Source organism: Rufibacter sp. JT20002, assembly GCF_056491185.1.
The window spans coordinates 264,610-284,758 of record NZ_JBSZJY010000005.1; the positions used below are offsets into that span (position 1 = coordinate 264,610).

Annotated in this window: 15 protein-coding genes; 9 read left to right on the forward strand and 6 right to left on the reverse strand. The window is 49.5% G+C overall.

The features are described from left to right. Window positions 1-175: 175 nt before the first annotated feature. Together ACW9SV_RS20580 and ACW9SV_RS20585 are read right to left on the reverse strand one after the other, a co-directional pair. Entirely contained in the window at window positions 176-934 is a 759-nt protein-coding gene (locus tag ACW9SV_RS20580) for a LytR/AlgR family response regulator transcription factor (protein ID WP_479558659.1), read from the reverse strand. Further along, window positions 915-1,859 (reverse strand): sensor histidine kinase, encoded by a 945-nt coding sequence (locus ACW9SV_RS20585; RefSeq protein WP_479558660.1) that lies wholly within the window; start codon window positions 1,857-1,859, stop codon window positions 915-917. Before ACW9SV_RS20585 ends, ACW9SV_RS20580 begins: the two co-directional genes overlap by 20 nt. A 1,784-nt stretch (window positions 1,860-3,643) precedes the next feature. Here ACW9SV_RS20585 and ACW9SV_RS20590 point away from each other — a divergent pair. The 7 genes from ACW9SV_RS20590 (at window position 3,644) to ACW9SV_RS20620 (ending at window position 12,375) form a co-directional block, all read left to right on the forward strand. After that, on the forward strand, window positions 3,644-5,284 hold the full coding sequence (locus ACW9SV_RS20590) for a M28 family peptidase (RefSeq protein ID WP_479558661.1): 1,641 nt from the start codon (window positions 3,644-3,646) through the stop codon (window positions 5,282-5,284). A gap of 116 nt (window positions 5,285-5,400) precedes the next feature. Then, on the forward strand, window positions 5,401-5,601 hold the full coding sequence (locus ACW9SV_RS20595; protein ID WP_479558662.1) for a hypothetical protein: 201 nt from the start codon (window positions 5,401-5,403) through the stop codon (window positions 5,599-5,601). A gap of 57 nt (window positions 5,602-5,658) precedes the next feature. Continuing rightward, the gene (locus ACW9SV_RS20600; protein ID WP_479558663.1) at window positions 5,659-6,141 is read left to right on the forward strand and encodes a GbsR/MarR family transcriptional regulator; all 483 of its coding nucleotides are present in this window, start codon (window positions 5,659-5,661) and stop codon (window positions 6,139-6,141) included. A gap of 73 nt (window positions 6,142-6,214) precedes the next feature. Then, window positions 6,215-7,570 (forward strand): TolC family protein, encoded by a 1,356-nt coding sequence (locus ACW9SV_RS20605; RefSeq protein WP_479558664.1) that lies wholly within the window; start codon window positions 6,215-6,217, stop codon window positions 7,568-7,570. Between the two features lie 25 nt (window positions 7,571-7,595). Beyond that, a complete protein-coding gene (locus ACW9SV_RS20610) occupies window positions 7,596-8,651 on the forward strand; it encodes an efflux RND transporter periplasmic adaptor subunit (protein ID WP_479558665.1) in 1,056 nt (351 codons plus the stop codon). Between the two features lie 41 nt (window positions 8,652-8,692). Next, window positions 8,693-11,878 carry an efflux RND transporter permease subunit gene (locus tag ACW9SV_RS20615; protein WP_479558666.1) on the forward strand — a complete coding sequence of 1,062 codons (3,186 nt, stop codon included), beginning with the start codon at window positions 8,693-8,695 and terminating at the stop codon, window positions 11,876-11,878. A 242-nt stretch (window positions 11,879-12,120) separates the two neighbouring features. Further along, window positions 12,121-12,375, forward strand: coding sequence for an acyl carrier protein (locus ACW9SV_RS20620; protein WP_479558667.1), 255 nt, complete (start codon window positions 12,121-12,123; stop codon window positions 12,373-12,375). An 88-nt stretch (window positions 12,376-12,463) separates the two neighbouring features. On the opposite strand, the gene ACW9SV_RS20625 is transcribed toward ACW9SV_RS20620, so the two are convergent. Together ACW9SV_RS20625 and mgrA are read right to left on the reverse strand one after the other, a co-directional pair. After that, a complete protein-coding gene (locus ACW9SV_RS20625; RefSeq protein WP_479558668.1) occupies window positions 12,464-13,276 on the reverse strand; it encodes an NIPSNAP family protein in 813 nt (270 codons plus the stop codon). 171 nt (window positions 13,277-13,447) lie between these two features. Further along, window positions 13,448-14,437, reverse strand: a complete 990-nt coding sequence (gene mgrA / locus ACW9SV_RS20630; protein ID WP_479558669.1) for an L-glyceraldehyde 3-phosphate reductase — start codon at window positions 14,435-14,437, stop codon at window positions 13,448-13,450. Window positions 14,438-14,704: 267 nt separating this feature from the next. Between mgrA and ACW9SV_RS20635 the strand changes: the two genes are divergently transcribed. After that, window positions 14,705-16,639 (forward strand): PAS domain-containing sensor histidine kinase, encoded by a 1,935-nt coding sequence (locus ACW9SV_RS20635; RefSeq protein WP_479558670.1) that lies wholly within the window; start codon window positions 14,705-14,707, stop codon window positions 16,637-16,639. A gap of 501 nt (window positions 16,640-17,140) precedes the next feature. Further along, window positions 17,141-17,851 carry a hypothetical protein gene (locus tag ACW9SV_RS20640; RefSeq protein WP_479558671.1) on the forward strand — a complete coding sequence of 237 codons (711 nt, stop codon included), beginning with the start codon at window positions 17,141-17,143 and terminating at the stop codon, window positions 17,849-17,851. Window positions 17,852-18,007: 156 nt separating this feature from the next. Here ACW9SV_RS20640 and ACW9SV_RS20645 read toward each other — a convergent pair whose 3' ends face one another. Beyond that, window positions 18,008-18,955 (reverse strand): dienelactone hydrolase family protein, encoded by a 948-nt coding sequence (locus ACW9SV_RS20645; protein ID WP_479558804.1) that lies wholly within the window; start codon window positions 18,953-18,955, stop codon window positions 18,008-18,010. Window positions 18,956-19,076: 121 nt separating this feature from the next. After that, entirely contained in the window at window positions 19,077-20,108 is a 1,032-nt protein-coding gene (locus ACW9SV_RS20650; RefSeq protein WP_479558672.1) for a DUF2382 domain-containing protein, read from the reverse strand. Between the last annotated feature and the right edge of the window lie 41 nt (window positions 20,109-20,149).

Consider the following 20,149-nt stretch of genomic DNA (forward strand, 5'->3'; position numbering starts at 1 on the left):
AACAGAGATAAAGCTAGGGTGGCTCTCCTTTGCAGGTACACCGTCCGTTTGGGTCTACTTTCAGGAAAACACCTGGTAAACAGTCGCGGTTTTCCAAGGGAAAGCCAAGCCGTTTCCGGCCAGCTCTCTAATGACAGCTACATTTCTTGATTCCCTTATTGACCCAAGGTGATTTCTAGCTGGCTAGCCAGTTCAGGAAAAGCGGGCTCTTGGCTTTGCTCACGATGATTTCCTCTTGAAATGGAATGTTGAGGGTCACCGCAAGCTTGCGCCCGAAATACTGCGAAGCTTCTTTAATGGCCCTGTGGTTAAGCAAAAACTGCCGATTAGCCCGGAAGAACTGGTTTCCGCAGATCGCTTCCATTTCTTCCATGTTCTGGTTGAGGGTAAACTTTCTCTGGTCAAAGGTAATCACGTGCGTGACCAGGTTCTGGGAGTAACACACGGCTATCTGGTCAATAGGCAGCGGGATGATCTTGTCCCGTTGGAACACCAGCACCGAACTGGGTTTCAGAACCTGCCGGTTGTCTAGCAGTTGCAGCAGCGCCTGGTAATCTGGGGTAGCCGGGGCGAGGCTTTGCTGCAGTTGTTTGTATTTCTGCAGCGTTTTCTCAATAGTGGCCTTGTTGAACGGTTTTAAAACGTAGTCAATGCCATTGGCTTTGAAAGCATCCAGGGCGTACTCGTTATAGGCCGTGCAGAAGACCACTGGTTTAGAGATCTGAACGGCTTGGAAAATCTCAAAGCTCAGGCCGTCACCCAACTGAATATCAGAGAAGATCAAATCCGGGGACGGGTTCTGCTGGAAATACGTGACGGCCGCTTTCACTGAGGGCAAAACCGCCAAAATACGGGCATTGGGTTCCACCTCCAGCAGGGTGTCTTCCAGGTCTTCGGCGGTGAGGGGTTCGTCTTCAATGATGACAATGTTCATTCGTCAGCAACTTAAGTTCTACAGAAAAATAGTGGTCTGCCTCTACAACGTTAATGCCGTTGCCGCAGATGACCTGGTACCGCTCCGACAGGTTTTTCAGCCCGATACCGGAGGAAGGCTCCAGTGACGGCTTCGGCTTCCGGTTGTTCCAGACCACAATGGAATCTTGCTGGTTGTAGGAGATCTGGATGGTCAGGGGCTCTTCTACGGTGAAGGCGTTGTGTTTTATGGCATTCTCCACTAGCAGTTGCAGCGAAAAGATGGGCAAGCACCCCGAGGTGAGAATAACGGGCGGAATTTCAATTCTATAGGAAAACGAGTCCTTGAACCGCACCTTCTGCATTTCCAGGTAATCTACGCACAGTTTCAGTTCCTCCTCCAACGGGATGGTGGTCTTGTTTTCGGAGGTGATGGAAGCCCGGAGCAGATCAGATAACCGCACCAGGTATTCCTCGGCCTCGGGCCGCTGCTTTTTGATGAGTGTTTTCAGGGTGTTGAGTGAATTGAACAGAAAATGTGGTTGCAGTTGGTGTTTCAATCGCTGGTGTTGCGCAATGGCGTGGTTCATTTTGAGCTGACTGTTTTCTACCGCTATCTGGGCACTTTTGCGCTGCAGAATTACCAAATCCATGAGGACCAGCACAATGGTGTTGTTCGTAAGCGCCACAATCAAGGGGAAAACACGGGGCGGTGGTCCGTCAACGAGCAGAAAGATCAACGTCAAAAGTCCGTAGTACACCACCACCGTCAAGGTGTAGCTGAGGGCGTACCGGGCGAAGTTTCTGGCTTTTTCGCTCCAATTCAATCTACCGAACCAACTGTACAGATAGATGTTCATCACCCAAAGGCACAGCATCAGCAGGAAAACCCAGCCAGCGGAAAGCATAATGTCTTCCTGAGACGGACCGAATTGAGTACGATCCATCCTTCTGGGGGGCCTATCTCCCCTATTGCTCAAAAAGAAAGGCCTTCTGGCATTTACCACCGGGAAAAGACTGATGACGCCCCACCCAACGGAGGTAATCAGCGCTATTTTCCACAAGCCTTTTTTATAGGATTCTGATTGCAACATCCCCAAATCTACTCTAAATGATTAATTCCTCTCCTAGTTCTTTACGCTAGCCTCTTCTTTAGAAAGGTAAAAGAAGAGCCCTGCTAAAACGGACTCCTCAGTTTAAACCTCTCAAAAAATGATCTGCAAAACACTTGAACTGCCCCATCTTTCGGGTTGGCTTTCCGGCTACTTTATCGTGCCTTTCGTTTTTAGGCCCAGTTCTATAAAACGGGATAAAAGCCGAAGGATAACCTTGGTTGTCAGAAACCGGGTGAGGCAATTCATAACATACAAATGCTACCTTCTACGTTTCGCTTCTTCAAACTTGGTCTTTTTAGATGGTCTGGACAATCTGAAAAAGGGTGAACCGGAAAAAACGACCAGTGAACCGGTCAGGAGGGAAAGTGGAATATCCAACTGACAAGGCGCTTTCATCCTTACTCGACAAAAGCGGAATATGTAACTTCTGTAGGGTATTTAACATGGTAGTACTGTCACTTTCGCCATGTTATGGCAAAATCGGCGTAGGAATCACTGATGGGAAGTTCTTTGCCTGAGGTAAGCTGCACTTTCCTGTTCATCGAAAAAATAAAGCTGCGGTGATTTCTTCTTTTTTTAGACAGTGCCTTACCAAGGTGCGACCAGGAAGATGTAAACCCATCTACTACCGATGACGCCACCTTGGTGACATCTGCCTCCTTAGCTACCAGCGGCACCTTCAATGTCTTAGTTTGTTCTACGAGCTGCGTGCGCAAGAAAAGCAGGCTTACGGAAGTAGCGGTGAGTAACCTCTTCTCCCCATCACTTCTTATATCTAAACCTTTTACGCGGGTGCAACCATTAAGCGGGCCGGGCAAACAACAGTTATAGGCATTTCCTCGGCAGGCCTCTACCTACTGATTTACTATTCTTAGCAACTTTTGTAGCTTAGTTGAAACCTCAAGGCTGGCATTATTGTTGTACCTACAAGAATCAAATAGTAATTTTTACTAAGGTTTTTATGAATTTATATACTATATTCATCTTATCGTCGTAAGGTAAATTGTCGGTCACGACGTTAACTGAGTAGAACAATTTGAAGAAGTGAGAGAACAGGCTCTTTGACCTTCTGGCATCTTACTTAGTAAGGGCTTTACCCTGACATTTTTATATCTAAACCCATGACAAGCAAGACAGTTTCTTCCATCGCTTCGTTATTGAAAGAGTTGATTTCAAAACTAGCCGGCCCTACGTTGCAGCCAGTTCCAGTACCAGTTCGTCAGCAGTCCCGCTAAGGGCCGTTCTGGTGTTGTAGCCCGGCAAGTAGAAGCCCCCTGACAAGATCTTACACCACATTCTATAAACTGAATCCCTGTAGCCTTTCGTTGCAGGGATTTTTTGTTTCAATTGCCTACCCACCCTCAGGAATTCAAACCATCTGTGTTAACAGTAATAAGTAGATGACTGGGTTGATTACCTGTATTGTTTTAAGGGTGCTTTTACAAAACTGCTGATAAAGCCCAGAAGGACTTCTCATGAAAAGGGCTGGCGTTGTTCGTTTCGGTCTTACATATTTTAGTAATTTCCGTCCGCAAACCTGAATAAGGGTGCCTTCTTTTAAAAACAACCTTGGCTCCTTTATCCTAACTATCAAAAACTGACCTCTACCTAATAGAATGAAATTCAAATCCCTTCTCATGGGTGCCTTGCTTCTGTCAGGCACCTCGTTTGCCCAGACCCTCAAGCTGGACAAAGATGTAGACAAGCAACTGAAAACAGTGAAGCCTGAGGATATCAAAGCCCACATCCAGTACCTAGCTGATGATAAACTGCAGGGCCGCTTGCCGGGCACACCCGGTTACCAGATGGCAGTAGACTATGTGGTACAGCAATTCAAAGGCTTGGGCGTGCAGCCCGGCGGCGAAAACAATACTTATCTGCAAACCGTCCGGATCAGGAAAGCCTTTCTTGGCAAAGACGCGACCCTGACGCTCACCACCTCCCAAGGCACCAAAACCTTGGAAGGAGGAAAAGATTTTACCATCTACCCTAATCCGCAGAATCCCTCGCTCAGCTTTGATGCCCCTCTGGTCTTCGCTGGATTTGGGATCACCGCCCCGGAGGTAGGCTATGACGATTACGCCAACCTGGATGTGAAAGGGAAAATAGTAGTGATCTTGCGGGGAGCACCCCAGAAGTTCCACTCTACCATTGCCGCAGCCAGCATGCACTTCTCCACTATCCTGCAGAATGCAGTAAACCATGGAGCCGTGGGTGTGATTGTGGGCAGCACCAATCCTAGCCCGAAGGCCACGGTTCCTAACCTTTCCCGCGGAGTCAACAGCGTAATGACCGCCGATGGCAAGGTGGCGGCCTCGGGGAGTTTCGTTTCTGAGCAGTCTAAAGTATTCTCGTACATCAACGCGGCCACCTTCCATTCTTTGCTACAAGGGGCCGGGCTGGATACCGCCAAAGTGGTGGCTACCCTTCGCAATGGCACCCCTTCCTCGGCAGCCTTGCCAGGCAGGATCTCCGGGCGATACACCTCTACTTACCAGGACTTTGACTCGTATAATGTCATAGGGAAAATCACCGGCTCTGATCCAGCCCTGCGCGACGAGTACGTGGTGCACAGCGCTCACTTAGACCATATGGGCATCAGCACCCCGGTGAAAGGAGACTCTATTTACAACGGGGCCCATGACAATGCCTCCGGGGTAGCCGGTGTCCTGGAGATTGCCAAAGTATATTCCAAGCTGAAGCAAAAACCCAAGCGGTCGCTCTTGTTTGTGCTGGTGACGGGTGAGGAGATGGGTTTGCTAGGGTCTCAGTACTTCGCCAAATACCCTACTGTTCCTAAGCAGAAGATTGTAGCCGATATCAACACCGACATGCCTACCATTATAGCCCCGCTTTTATCGGCGGTAGCGTTAGGGGCCGAGCACTCGTCCTTGAAGCAACCGGTGGCCAATGCGGCCGGGTACCTGGGCATCGCGGTGGAGGCCGATCCCGAGCCAGACCAGAACCGATTCATCAGAAGTGATCAGTTCAGTTTTGTCAGCCAAGGCATTCCGGCCTTGCACATCAAATACGGAAACAAAACCAAAGACGGGCAGAATAACCTGAACAAGCAGGTAGAGGTGTGGCGTGCCGCCTTTTACCATAAACCTCAGGATGAACTGAATGACTCTTTTGACTTCGAGGCAGGCAAAAACTACGTGCAACTCAATTTCCTGATCAGTTACCAGGTAGCGCAGGCAGCCGAGCGCCCTACCTGGAACGCCAAAGACTTCTTCGGCGGCAGGTACAAAAGATAGGCTTCAGTTTCTGAAGTGGGTATCCCGTTTAGGGGCTGTTTATCATAAACGGCTTCTAAACGGGATATTTTTTATAAAGACCTAACTTTCTCATTCAGCCCCCACTCTTTCAACCTTTGGATTCATCCTATTCTCCAGAAGACAACTCTCAAAAACAAAAGCTCCTTGCTAATTCGCATTGGGCTCCACTGACTGAGGCTTTCACCTTCATTCCCCACCTCTCCGGCTCTCCACGTTATGAGCACTTTTCCAAAAAACACCTTTTAAATGCTGAAAAACGCATTTTAAAAGGAGAGGAAAATATTCCATTATTTTAGTTCTCAAAATTATGAACTAAAGAAACTAACTGATACCTTTGTGCTGTTCTTAAACAAATGAAAGGAACAATCGTGGCAGAGTTAACGCAAGAACAAAAGAAACTGATTGAGAAAATGGGCATATACCATGAGCAGCAGGGCTTTCCGCCCGTGACTGGCAGAATCATGGGGTTGCTTTATGTCTCAGACCGGCCGCACCTTAGTTTTGAGGAGATTGTAGAGACCTTGAACATCAGCAAAAGTGCTACCAGCAACGCTCTCCAGCTTTTACAGCAAATGCGCCTGATAGAATACACTACCTACCCTGGTGACCGGAAACGGTATTTCGGGGCTTTGCTGGAAAATTGGCATGAAGAAGTGGTGAACAAGATGGAGTCCATTCTGGGTTTCAGCAAGCTGCTCAGACAAGCCAATGAATTAAGGGGCGATGTGAATCCTGAAATGAATGAAAAGGTGCTGGAACGCATTGAGTTCATGGAATTCTTATCAAAAGAAGTTCCGGCTCTATTACAGAGATGGATTAAGGAGAGAAAAAGCTAATTTTTTTGCCTTGTTAGTTCTTTTAATTCTGAACTAAACATAAAGATACAAACCAATTAATATAAGTAAAACCGTGAATAAGAAGCATTTACTACTGAGCCTCCTCCTTACTTTTCTGGTGAGGTTCAGTTTTGCACAAACCCAGACCCCTGGTCAGCTACTGTCGCTGCAGGATGCGCTCAAGTTTGCTACTAGCAATAACATAGCCATCAAGCAGTCGCAGTTAGACGAGCAGAGTGCGGAGTACAAGATCAGCGAAACCAAAGGCTCTGGCTTACCGCAATTGACCGGAACTGGCCAGTTAAGTGTGTTCCCGTCGGTGCCTACCCAACTTTTGCCTGGCGAGATAGTGGGCCAACCCGGTACGTACATCCCGGTGAAATTTGGGCAGAAATACAACGCCAACGGAGGGTTTGAGCTTTCTCAGCTGATTTTCAGCAAGTCCTACTTTGTAGGGCTGGAGGCAGCGGCCACTACCCGTGACTTGTACCGTCTGCGCACCCAAATGAGCCAGGAAGATGTGATTTACAACGTGAGCTCGGCGTACCTGCAGGCTCTTCAAACCAAGGAGCAGTTCAGCACTATTGAAGCCAACTACAACCGGTTAGTGCAGTTAGAGAAGATTCTGCAGTTGCAGTACAAGAATGACTTCGCGAAGAAGGTAGATGTGAACCGCATTACGGTAAACAAAACCAACCTGGAAAATCAGCGCCAAACCCTGGCAGCTGCTTATGAGCAGCAAAAGAACGCCTTGAAGTTCTTCATGGGCATGCCCATGGACCAAGAATTTGAGATTGAAAATTCTACCACGCTGGCCAATACCACGCTTCCGCTTTCTACCAACGTAACCGAAGTGCTGGCCCAACGTGCCGATTACAATGCTTTGCAGACTCAGAAGAAACTGTATGGGTTGAACGTGGAGAACATCAAAGGCAAGGCCTTCCCTACCTTGGCAGGTTTTGGCCAATACACCTACCAGGCGCAGCGTCAGCAATTCAACCTGTTTGACACAAACCAGCCTTGGTTCAACACCTTCGTGTTAGGCGTTCAGTTGAACATCCCAATCTTTGACGGTTTCCAGCGCAGAAACCAGATAAAACAGGCGGAGATTGAGGTTCAGAAAACCGATTTGAACATGCAGAACCTGGCGCTGAGCACGCAGATGGGCCTAGACAATGCCTTGAAGCAGATTAACACCAGCCAACTGGCCATCCAGAACCAGGAGCGCAATGTGCAACTGGCGCAGGAAGTGTATGACACCACCAACAAACTGTACAAAGAAGGACTGTCTCCTTTAACAGACCTGTTGGAGGCCGAAGTGAGCCTTCGGGAGGCTCAAACCAACTTGAACAACGAACGACTGAAATACAAAATCGCGCAGCTGGACTACGTGAAAGCCCGCGGCGAATTGAAAACCTTAATCCAATAACACTTTTTTTGTACACCCTAAAAAAATGAAAAAACTGATTTATATCCTCGTTGTTGTTGTCCTGGTGGGCGCGGTAGCTTATACCCTTAACAAGAACAAGAAGGAAATGACGGAAAAAGCCGCCGTGGCCGAGATTAAAAGCGAAGCCATTCCGGTGACCTTAACAGAGGTACAATCTGCCAAATTAGACAAGTCGTTCACGGCCCAGGGTAATTTTCAGCCTGTACAAAGCCTGACCCTCTTGTCCGAGACCCAAGGCCAAATCAAAAGCGTTCTGAAGCGCAAAGGCGCCAAAGTACGTGCCGGTGAGCTGCTGATTCAGGTAGAAGACAATACCATGAGCGCCAACCTGGCTACTGCCCAGGCAAACTACCAAAAAGCCCAGAAAGACCTGGAGCGCATGAAGAACCTGGTAGCTGGTGATGCGGTGACGAAGCGTCAATTAGAGGAAGCTCAAATCAACGTGAATGCCACCCGTGCTCAGTTAGTAGCGGCTCGTCAGAACCAAGGCAACACCCGCGTGACGGCTCCTATCAGCGGCGACATCAACGAGATGTACATTGAGGTAGGTTCTTATTTGAACCCAGGCACCAAGCTGTACGACATCGTGAACGTAGACCGCCTGAAACTGAATGTAAAGGTTTCTGAGGCCGAGGTTCTGCTCATCAACCGTGGTCAGAGAGTGAAGGTAACCGCCAATGCCGGTGGTGCCCAGGAATACGAAGGCACGGTGACCGCTATCGGTGCAGCCGCTGACCCAACCCTGAAATTTGATGTGGAGATTGAGGTGAAAAATGCCGCCAACAACAACCTGCGGGCCGGTATGTACGGCACTGCTTTCTTCCAGGTATCCGACCAACGTGATGCCTTGTTGTTAGCCCGTGAATCTATAGTGGGTAGCATTCAGGACCCAAGCGTGTACGTGGTAAGAGACAACAAAGCGTACCTGCGCAAAGTGAAAGTAGGAACGGTAACCCAAGACCAGGTAGAGATTCTGGACGGTATCCAGCCGGGTGAGCAAGTAGTACGCAGTGGTCAGATTAACCTGCGCGAAGGCATTCAGGTGACTACCCTCAAGTAATAAAGACAAGTAGCTTTTCTTATTCAGAAGAAGTTTAGAAAATGAACATAACCAAATTATCCATACAGCGGTCAACCTTGGTAGTGGTGGTATTTACCGTACTTACCTTGCTGGGGATTGTCTCCTACCAATCGCTCAACTACGAGTTGCTGCCTAAGTTCAGCCCGCCCGTATTGACGGTAACTACCCTGTACCCTGGGGCTTCGCCAAACGAGGTGGAGAACTCGGTGACCAAAGAGATTGAAGACGTGCTTTCTTCTTTAGAGAACGTGAAGGAGATGAAAGGAACCTCCCTGGAGAGTTTCTCTATCATCACCGTTCAGCTGAACCAGGGAACGGACGTAGACTTGAGTTTGCAGGACGCCCAACGGAAAATCAACACCATTCTGGCTCGATTGCCCGAAGACGCCGATGCGCCTACCCTGAACAAGTTTGACTTTGACGACCTGCCTATCATTAAGATGGGTGCCACCGCTAACATGCCTGCTACGGAGTTCTTCGACCTGATTGACAACAAAATCAAGCCAGAGCTTTCCCGTGTGCCCGGTATGGCCCAGATTAAAGTTCTGGGTGGTACGGAGCGGGAGATTAAAGTGAACATTCAAGCGGCCAAGTTGGAAGCCTATGGCATCTCCATCCTGCAGGTGCAGCAGAAAATCAGAAACTCTAACCTGGACTTCCCTACCGGTAGAATCAAAAACGAAAACGGGCAAACCCAGCTTCGTTTGGCCGGTAAATACCAGAACCTGGACCAACTGCGCAACCTGGTCATCAAAGAAGACCAGAACGGAATTGTACGGTTATCAGACTTAGCCGAGGTACAGGATACCCAGAAAGACACCGAGGTATTGAGCCGTATCAACTCCAAGCCATCGGTAGGTATCACCATCCAAAAGCAGTCTGATGCCAACGCCGTGGAAGTAAGTGCCCAAACCAAAGCAGCCTTGGCCAAACTGGAGCAAACGTATGCCGCCCAAGGACTGAAATTCAACATCGCGACGGACAGCTCTGACTTTACCCTGGAAGCCGCTGATTCTGTAATGCACGACTTGGTGATTGCAGTAGTGCTGGTGGCCGTGGTAATGTTGCTGTTCCTGCACTCCCTGCGAAACGCGGTGATTGTAATGGTGTCTATCCCGGCGTCTTTGGTGGCTACCTTTATCGCCATGAGCTTGTTGGGTTATTCCTTGAACCTGATGTCCTTGCTGGCCCTTTCGCTGGTAGTAGGTATCCTGGTGGATGACGCTATTGTGGTGATTGAAAACATTTACCGCCACATGGAGATGGGCAAAACCCCAGCGCAAGCGGCCTATGACGGTATTAAGGAAATCATGGCTACGGTTACCTCCATCACCTTGGTAATTGTGGTAGTGTTTGTGCCGATTGCCTTGTCAACCGGTCTGGTATCTGACATCCTGCGGCAGTTTGCCGTGGTGGTGGCCATTGCCACAATGATTTCCCTGTTCGTGGCCTTTACCCTGATTCCGTTGCTTGCCAGCCGTTTCTCTAAGTTGGAGCACGTATCTGATAAAAACATGTTCGGCCGCTTTATTCTTTCGTTTGAGCGTTTGCTGGATAGAATCATTGAAGGTTTCACCGGCGCTTTGAAATGGGCGTTCAACCATAAGTTCATCACGCTGGCAGCGACGTTCCTGTTACTGGTTGCTTCCTTCATGCTGGTACCGTTCGGTTTCATCGGAAACGAGTTTATTCCGGCGGGTGACCGAGGTGAGGTGAGCTTGCAGTTAGAGTTGCCTAAGAACGCAACAGTAGAGCAAACGAACTACGCTACCAAACAGGTGGAAGAGTACCTGCGCACCATCCCGGAAGTTACCAAAGTATTCACCACGGTGGGTACCACCGCTTCTTCCCAGCAGGGCCAGACCTCGGCGTATCAGTCTGAACTGACCGTGACCCTGGTAGATGTGAAGCAACGGGCATTCAGCACGCAGCAATTCAGCCGTCAGGCCAAAGCTGACATTGAAAGCAAACTGCCGAACGTGGAAGTGACTCCGGTACCGGTAGGTCTGGTGGGTAACGCGCAAGCACCTATCCAGGTTGTACTGTCCGGACCGAGCATTGACACTCTGATGGCCTTCTCTAAAACGGTCACCAAATTGGTGGAAGGTGTGGAAGGAACCGTGGACGTGGAAGTGTCTGTGGAAGGCGGTAACCCTGAGATTGAGGTAGTAGTAGACCGCGACAAGATGGCAAGCGTAGGCTTGTCACTGGAAAGCGTGGGTGCTGGTATGCAAATGGCCTTCTCTGGTAACACAGACGCCACGTTCCGTTCAGGTACCGAGGACTACGACATCAACATCCGTCTGGATGAGTTTGACCGCCGCAACGTAACCGACATCGCGAACCTTTCCTTCGTAAACAACCAGGGCCAATTGGTGCGTTTAGGTCAGTTCGCCGATATCAAGCAATCTACGGGTCCTTCTCAGTTGGAGCGTACCAACCGTGTGACTTCTTTGAACGTGAACTCGCAGGTAATCGGACGTCCGTCAGGTTCCATCGGGGCTGACATTCAGGCCAAGATGGCAGAAATCAGAATCCCGAACGGGGTTACGGTTGACTTTGCCGGTGACTTGAAAAACCAGAGCGAAGGTTTCGGTACGCTGGGGATTGCCTTGCTGGCCTCTATCATCTTCGTGTACCTCATCATGGTGGCCTTGTACGACTCGTATGTGTATCCGCTGGTGGTATTGTTCTCCATTCCGCTCGCGATTATTGGAGCCTTGCTGGCCTTGGCCTTAGCCGCTCAGTCTTTGAGTATCTTCTCTATCCTGGGTATTATCATGATGATTGGTCTGGTAGCCAAGAACGCCATTATGGTGGTGGACTTTACCAACCAGATGAAGAAGGAAGGCCATCACGTGAAAGACGCCTTGCTGGAAGCCGTGCGCATCCGTTTCCGGCCAATCTTGATGACCACCCTGGCGATGGTGATTGGTATGTTACCAATTGCATTGGCGGGTGGTTCCGTAGCCGCGACCAAGAACGGTCTGGCCTGGGCCTTGATTGGTGGTCTGAGCTCCTCCATGTTCCTGACCCTGATTGTGGTACCTATCATCTACTATGGATTTGACCGCATCCTGGCCAAGTTTGGCCTGGATAAGAAAACCGAGATTGTTCTGGTAGACAAGACCGCCGAGGAGTTGGAGGCTGAAACCGCCGAACTGGAAGGTAAAAAAGAACACCATGGCCACCCTGCCATGGCGTAACCAAGAACACAACCAATAATGAATGATGTAAAGGCGGGCGCATCTTGCGCCCGTTTTTTTCGCTTGCCTGCAGGATACCAGCCCCACGCTTTGGTGGCACTTAGCTGTGGAGTACCTTTGAAAGCTGCTTTACGCCCGTTTTTTGTTTTTTGGCAAGAAATCTGCTTTTAGAAGAAAACCGGCAGAAAGCCCCAATATCCATTTAAACCTTAGTAGTACTGAGTTAAATCTACCCAATTCTTATGACAACCCTTCCCAGACCTTCCATTGCCCAGAAGGTTGTTAAAATAATCAGCAAGGTAAAAAGAGTGAAACCCTCCCGGCTACGGATTTCATCAGACCTGAACAAGGAACTCGGTTTTGACACGGTTGATGTGGTTTCCATCATTTGGGAGCTGGAAAAAAGCTTCAAGATTGTGATTCCAGACGAGGTACCCTTGAATACCGTGGGCCAGTTTGTGGAATACGTTTCCAGCCAAACCGAGAGGCAATCGTAATTAAAGATGTTTAAAACAGAAAAGGCAGGTACAAGTACCTGCCTTTTCTGTTTTAGGGCTGTTTTTGTAAAAAAAGCCTGCAAAGAGGCTAAATCTCTGAATAAACTGTAGGGTGCAGCAAATAGATATCGGCGCGGAGGAAGTTGTTCGCGTATTGCGGGTCAGCACTCATCTTCTTCCAAGCGGGATCTGCCCCAAACGCCTTCCATTTTTCATCACGGTCGACTTTGCTTTCAAAGGAAGTCATGTACATCAGATTAGGCATCTTGCTTCCGGCTTTTACCTGGGCGTAGAACACGGGGTTGAACCCTAACCGGCTGAAGATCTCCATCTCGCCGTTATTGAACATGGCAATTTTGTTTTCGTGCAGTTTCTCGGTGGCGGCCTCGTAGCTTCTCAGCTCATAGACCCTCTCCCTTGGGGCCGCTTTCAGGTTAGGGGCCGTGAAAACCGGCTGACCGGCAAAAGCCTCCATCAAGATTACTTCCTGGCGTTGGTACACGGGGTTGTCATGGGTGGCATTGTGGTAGTCTTGCCCGGCCGAGGCAAACTGTTTGTCTTTGGCCAAGTCGATTTCCACTTTGAATACCTGTTCAGAGGTTTTGTAAGGCACAAACACGTACACCAATCTATCCGCGGGAGTAGCGGCATTGGCGGCTGGTTCTTCGGCAGGTTTAAAGACGCCCACTTTGCCCACTCCCGCCCGGTGCAAGGCTGGCAGATAAGCGTCTTTCAGGAATTTATCCAGACGGTCTTCCTGCTGCTGATTTTTGAGGTGGTAGATTCTGAGCTGGTAAAACTCCTGCTTGGGAGCGCCCGTCGCCCCAAAGGGCAATGCCAGGCTTACCAAGGCGATCAGCAGAAAAAGGAATCTGTTGTTCCTTTTAGAAAGGTGCTTCATAGGGTAAAAGTTTTTTTAAATAGCGATAAATGATTTTTAAATAGCGATAAATGATTTTTAAATCTGATTTTTTTTAACCGGCCACAGAAAAACCTGTGAAGTTGTAGAAACCTCACAGGTTTAGTTTCTTTTAGCCTGTTTATTGGGGACTGGGCCTAAAACCGCTGGATGTTATTTCAGGATGGCCTCAATTTGGGCAAGCTCGTCTGAACTGAACTGCGTGTTGTGCATGCATTTCAGGGAGTCAGCTAACTGGGCAGGCGTGCTGGCGCCAATCAATACCGAAGTCACCCGTGGGTCTTTCAGGAGCCAAGCCAGCGCCATCTGAGCCAGCGACTGTCCCCGGCTTTCGGCAATCTCATTCAGCTGACGGATTTGGTTGATGCGGGCCTCGGTGATGTCACCCTCTTGCAGGAAGCCGTGCGGTTTGGCGGCGCGGGAGTTCTCCGGAATGCCTTTGAGGTACTTGTTGGTGAGCAACCCCTGAGCCAACGGCGAGAACGGAATACAGCCTACTCCCTCCTGCTCCAGCAAATCCAGCAGACTTTCTTCTACCCAACGCACAAACATGGAATATTTAGGCTGATGGATAAGACACGGAGTGCCCAGTTCGTTCAGGATCTGGATGGCGCGGGTGGCTTCTGGGGTCTCATAGTTGGAGATGCCCACGTACAGCGCTTTGCCCTGACGCACGATGGAGTCTAACGCGCCCATGGTTTCCTCCAGCGGGGTGTTGGGGTCTGGCCGGTGGCTGTAGAAAATATCCACGTAGTCCAGCTTCATGCGCTTCAGGCTCTGGTCCAGGCTGGAGATAAGGTACTTGCGGGAACCCCACTCGCCGTACGGGCCTTCCCACATCTTGTAACCGGCTTTGGAGGAGATGATCAGCTCATCGCGGTAGCTCCGGAAATCCTCGTGCAGAATCTTCCCGAAGTTCTCCTCGGCCGAGCCGGGCGGCGGGCCGTAGTTGTTGGCTAGGTCAAAGTGAGTAACGCCGGCATCAAAGGCATCGCGCAGAATCTGGCGAGAGTTTTGCAGCACATCTACGTGTCCAAAGTTATGCCACAAGCCCAGGGAGAGCGCCGGTAATTTTAGTCCGCTTTTGCCGCAGCGCCGGTACTCCATAGAAGCGTAGCGCTGGTCAGAGGGGATATAAGACATAGTTTTATTTCGTTGGTTAAGGGTGTAAAATACAGCTTCTATTGGCATCTGCCAAACCTCTTTTTGCAGTGCAACTCAACAAAATTTTAGCCGTATGGGAGGTCTTAATTCCACTTTAAAAAGAAATGAGTAGAAGATAATTTACATTCAACCACTTTCTGCGTTGAAAGAAAGATATTTGAATAACTTACCCTGCTCTGAAAACATCAGGGCGCTTACAACCTTTTTTGGCCTTCAGCTACTACCATGAACACAGGCGAACTTGAGATGGATTCCAGTTTACTGGAAAAAACCCCGGCGAATGACAGGTATAGGTTATTGATTGAGAATGTTACAGATTACGCCATCTTTCTGCTGGATGCCACCGGGCATGTGGCTACCTGGAACGCTGGGGCCAGACGTATAAAACAGTACGCACCCGAAGACATCATTGGAAAGCATTTCTCCACTTTTTACACCTCCCAGGCCAAGGAAATCGGCTTCCCAGACTTTGAGTTGCGTGAGGCCAAGCGACTGGGCCGGTTTGAGGACGAAGGCTGGCGGGTACGAAAAGATGGGTCTGTGTTCTGGGCCAACGTGATCATCACCCCCGTTTACAATGACCAGAAAGAACACATTGGGTTCTCCAAAATTACCCGTGACCTGTCTGAGCGTAAAAAGGCCGAAGACGATTTGTTCAAGGCGTACGAAGAGTTAAAAGAAAGCGAAGAAAGGTTCCGGCTGCTGGTAGAGGGCGTTACCGACTATGCCATTTTCATGCTGGACCCTGCCGGCAACATTGCCACCTGGAACCAGGGCGCCAAAAACATCAAAGGCTATGAGGCCAGTGAGATTATTGGGAAGTACTTCTCTAAATTCTACAGCCGCGAAGCCATCCTGAGCGGTTTTCCGGAGTATGAACTTAAGATGGCCCGCGAAGTCGGCCGGTTTGAAGACGAAGGCTGGCGATATCGCAAAGACGGCTCGGCGTTTTGGGCCAACGTGGTCATCACCGCCATCTATAACAGCAAGAATGAGCTCTTGGGCTTCTCTAAAATCACCCGTGACTTAACAGAGAAAAAGAAACTGGAGCAGCAGCTTTTCCAGACGCACGAAGAGCTAAAGGAAAGCGAGGAGAAAATCCGGTTACTTATTGACAGCGTGAGAGACTATGCCATTCTCATGCTCAACCCAGAGGGCCACATCACCAGCTGGAACGCCGGGGCTGAGCGCATCAAAGGATACAAGGCCAAAGAGATTCTGGGTAGGCACTTCTCTATTTTCTATCCCCGCGAGGCCATTGAACGAAATTTCCCGCAGTATGAGCTTACCACGGCCATCAAAGACGGACGGTTTGAGGACGAGGGCTGGCGCATCCGGAAAGACGGGACCGCTTTTTGGGCCAACGTTGTTTTAACGCCGATATATAACTCAGAGCACCGCCTGCTGGGCTATGCCAAAGTAACCCGGGACCTAACCGAGCGCCGCCGCAACGAGGAATTGACCCAGAAAAACCAGGAGTTGCTACGCATTAACAACGACCTGGACAACTTTGTATACACGGCCTCGCATGACCTTAAATCACCCATCACCAACCTGGAGGGCTTACTTACTGCCTTGAAAGAAGACCTGGGGTCAGACGTTTCTCAGCACCAAGCCATCTTAGGCATGATGGAAGGCTCTATCTCCACGCTACTCAAGGTGATCACAGATTTGTCTGACGTCTCCAAACTACAGCAGACCAAAGACCGGGCTGAAATGGTCCACATCCCCGATTTACTGGAAGAGATTAAAGCTACATTATCAGTCAAACTAGAAGCCAGCAAAGCCCGGGTACAGATCACGGCCCTGGAGTTTGATCGCATTTGTTATTCCCGTAAAAACCTGCGCAGTCTGCTCTTTAACTTGGTGTCTAATGCGGTGAAATATGCAGATCCGCAGCGGACGCCCGAAGTAACCATCAAAACCTCCATTACGCCAACCGGAGAATACATCCTGACCGTAGCCGATAATGGGCTGGGCATTCCCCAACACCAACTGGGCAAAATCTTCGCCATGTACCAGCGCGTACACGACCACGTAGAGGGTTCCGGCATTGGCTTGTACCTGGTGAAAAAAATTCTGGAAAACTCCGGGGACCGCATTGAGGTGGAAAGTGAATTAGGCAAGGGTTCTGAATTCCAGGTGTATTTCATCAACAAAAGCTCCTGTGATCTGAACTGATGCTTCTGTTACTCTAATGCCTTGGTATCTGCCCATTACGTAAGCCAAGGCTCTTTTAAAAAGAGCCTAAAACAGCAACTCCTGCCCCGTAAATAGAACCGGGCAGGAGTTGCTGTTTATTTTAGGCCTGTTTTCTACAAAACACCTTCAAAATAGGTGAGCTTCTTGGTGAGTTTGGGCCGCTCTGCTTCCTTGTGCTGCTGTTGCTCTTTGTGCCCCTGCACGTGCTCTTCGCGCGAATTCCGGGCCTTGAAATCATCTTTCCGGTGCCACTTTGAAACTAGTACTAATTCAACTGAATGTGGACTGCCTTACCTAATCACTTGAAGGTTCTGGTTTGGTTCATTCATGTTGAAAAGTACAGGAGATAACAGAATTCGCCTAGAGGAAAAATTCTTGCATGGGGCTTTACTTTTATCTTCTAAATCAGACAATAAGAATACAATCTCAGGCGTATTCACTTTATATAATATTTTATAATTGTAATAAATAAAGAAATACATGAAAACAAAAACCCAGTACATTCTAGCATTCCTATTATCCCTCACTTGGATTGACCTATCCGCTCAGGAAGTTGACTCCTCTAAAACGAAGAATTACAAATTTTACCTAGGTGCGGATCTCCCCATCACCATGTACTACCTCTTTTATGACCACCCCAAGAATCCCTCATTGTTACAACATGCCAGTTTTGTCCCAAAAAGCATCCACCTAGGATATAAGGTAAACAAAAGGATCAACCTGGAGGGTGGTCTTGCTTATGGTGGAGAGGATTTTCACCACAAATACTTAGGTATGCTCATAAATGGAGAGATGTCGGAAGAGGAAGATAAATCCAGCACCCATGTAATCGCCCTGCAGTTGACGGGCAAGCTCACCCTGATCAATGCCAACAAGGCGGTACCCATTTACATGACAGCCTCCGTGATGCCTGCTTACGGTACCACAAGATATTCCAGAAAACGGACGGTAAATAATGAAACCTCCACGGAGTTTGATGTGCAGGACGAAGGAATAGATGTGTTTGCCATGGCGGGTTTCGGGTTCAATTATAGAATATGGAGGCGTTTCAGCGGCAAGGCAGATTTCCTTCTTTTCAGAAGAAACCTTACCAGCCGTAATTTTGACCATTATTGGGGAGAAGGTTGGGGGGAAAAGGCACTTCACTCGCTCTCCATCGGGTTTAACTATGATCTGGGAAAAGGAAGCTGAAAATAATTTATAATTCTGGCCTGAAACCGCCCTACTGCTTTAAGCGGCATTTGGATAATCTGGGCCTGAAACGCAACAAAGGAAAAGGGAGCCGCAGACCATTTACCGCGGCTCCCTTTTCCTTTGTTAAGCGGACAAGATGATGTTCCTTTCTGTTTACTTCAGTTTTCTAGCAAACAGTTCCAGCGTACGGCCCCAGGCAAGTTTGGCGACGGCTTCGTTGTAACGTGCCGGCGAGGTATTGTTGTTGAAGGCATGGTTGGCTCCCTCGTACACGTACAGTTGATACTTCACGTTGGCGGCTTTCAGGGCCTGCTCAAACGCCGGGATGCCTGCGTTCACCCGTTCGTCCAATCCGCCATAGTGCAGCAGCATCTCTGCTTTGATCTTGGATACATCGGCGGCTTCCGGTTGACGGCCATAGTAGGCGACGGCAGCGTCCAGTTCCGGAGAGTGCACGGCCAATTGCCCTACCAAGGCACCGCCCCAGCAGAAGCCTACCGCCCCGGTTTTGCCATTGCCGTTTTTATGCTTTTGCAGGTACTCCAACCCTTTCAGGAAATTGGTCAGGTTCTGTTGTGCGTCCAGTTTAGAGAACAGAGCGCGGGCTTCATCTTCGTTCGCGGGCGTTCCTCCGTGCACCGACAAAGCATCAGGCGCCAAGGCCAGGTAGCCTGCCTGCGCCACCCGCATGGCTACATCCCGGATGTGCGGGTTCAAACCTCGGTTCTCATGGATGACCATCACCGTGCCCAACTTCTTCTTGCCTTTTGGCTGTGCCAGAAATCCCTTCATGGTTACGCCCTCAGCCCCGGGAAAGGTAATGTCTTCGGTGTGCAGGTCTTTGTCGTCCACGGTAGCGGCCTGGGCATAGTTGTTCTCCAGCATAGGCAGCAGCGATAGGGCCAGCGTAAGGCTGCCCGTCAGTTTGGCCAGTCTGGTGAGAAACTCTTTGCGGGAAAGCGGAGCGTGGGTATACTCGTCAAAAAGGTTGATGATGCGCTGGTCCATAGGTTTGTTTTGTTTGATTGAATATAGAAGATAGGCTGCACATTTCCCATTTCTGCTTAAGGCTGGTGGCTTTGCTTTAGGGGTAATTTTCAGATAAGGGTACTAAAACAGCTTTGGCTGGTTTGTTGGTAACGCTTGGTAGAGGTGCCCAAGTAACCAAAGAAAAGGCGGCTGCTCAAGTAGAGCAGCCGCCTTTCAGAAAACAAGAAAAGTATTATAAAATGGTATTCGTATCATTATCCAGGCCAGGCCGGCGGGTGCGGTCACGGTCCGGGGCATCCTCATCCAGGGTGGAGTCGGTGGTATACCCGATGCGATTGGTGGTGTCTGGCCGGAGGTCATCTACGTCTACTTCGGTGAAGCGTACAGTGTCTCTGATGACTTCATCGTGCTCTTCCATCTCTTTTTCTAAAATAACCTCTTCCACCACGCGGGCTTCTTTGTTAACTACAGGCACCTCCGCGTGCTCGGTTAATTCAATTTCACCTTCCTGAAAGTTGTCAAGGTCTCTTTCTGAAGCCGGGCGATCTACAGGCGTACGCTCCACCACTACCCGTTCCTGGCGTAGACGGACATGCTCTTCTACAGGCCGCTCTGTCATACGGCTGCTGATGTGTACGCCACCAGTTTCTACTTCCTCTTTTCCTACCCGGAGATTTTCCTCTATGATAGGAATCACCTCATCATCTTGGGTGGTGTTGGTGGTAGTGGCCGGCGCAGTATACCCCGTATTGGTGGTGGTGCCCCGGTTGAAAAGGCGGTCTGAGAAGTGGTCGTGTTCATAAAAGCCATCCCGGTCGGAGGTATTCCTGTCTGAACCTGTCAAGGCTGCGCCCTCACCCGCAACGGCTGCTCCAGCACCAGCGAAAATGAATCTAATGGAGGACTCATGATCCCGGTCAAAGCGTCCTTTCTCATAGGTGGGCAACGATCTGAGTTGGTCTGCTGTGACGTTAGGCAGAATTACGTTGTCACCGTCATCTTCTAATTGGGCAATACCAATAGGAACCAGCACGTCTCGGGTATCCAGGTCCAGTACGTTTCCTTCCAGGTCTACCACCATGTACCGCACTTTTCTGGCCTGGACGTCAAAGATGAGCTCCTCCACCTCACCAATGGTTTGGCCTCTGCTGTCTTTGACGGTCCAGCCTTTGATGTTGGGTTGGTTGTCAGCGATCTCGTAGTCACTGCCGCCCAGTTCCTGCAGATTGTTCTGCTGGTTATAATTATTATCTCTTTCCATCATTGATTCTAGTTTATGGTGCTGCACGAAGCACCGGTAGTAAT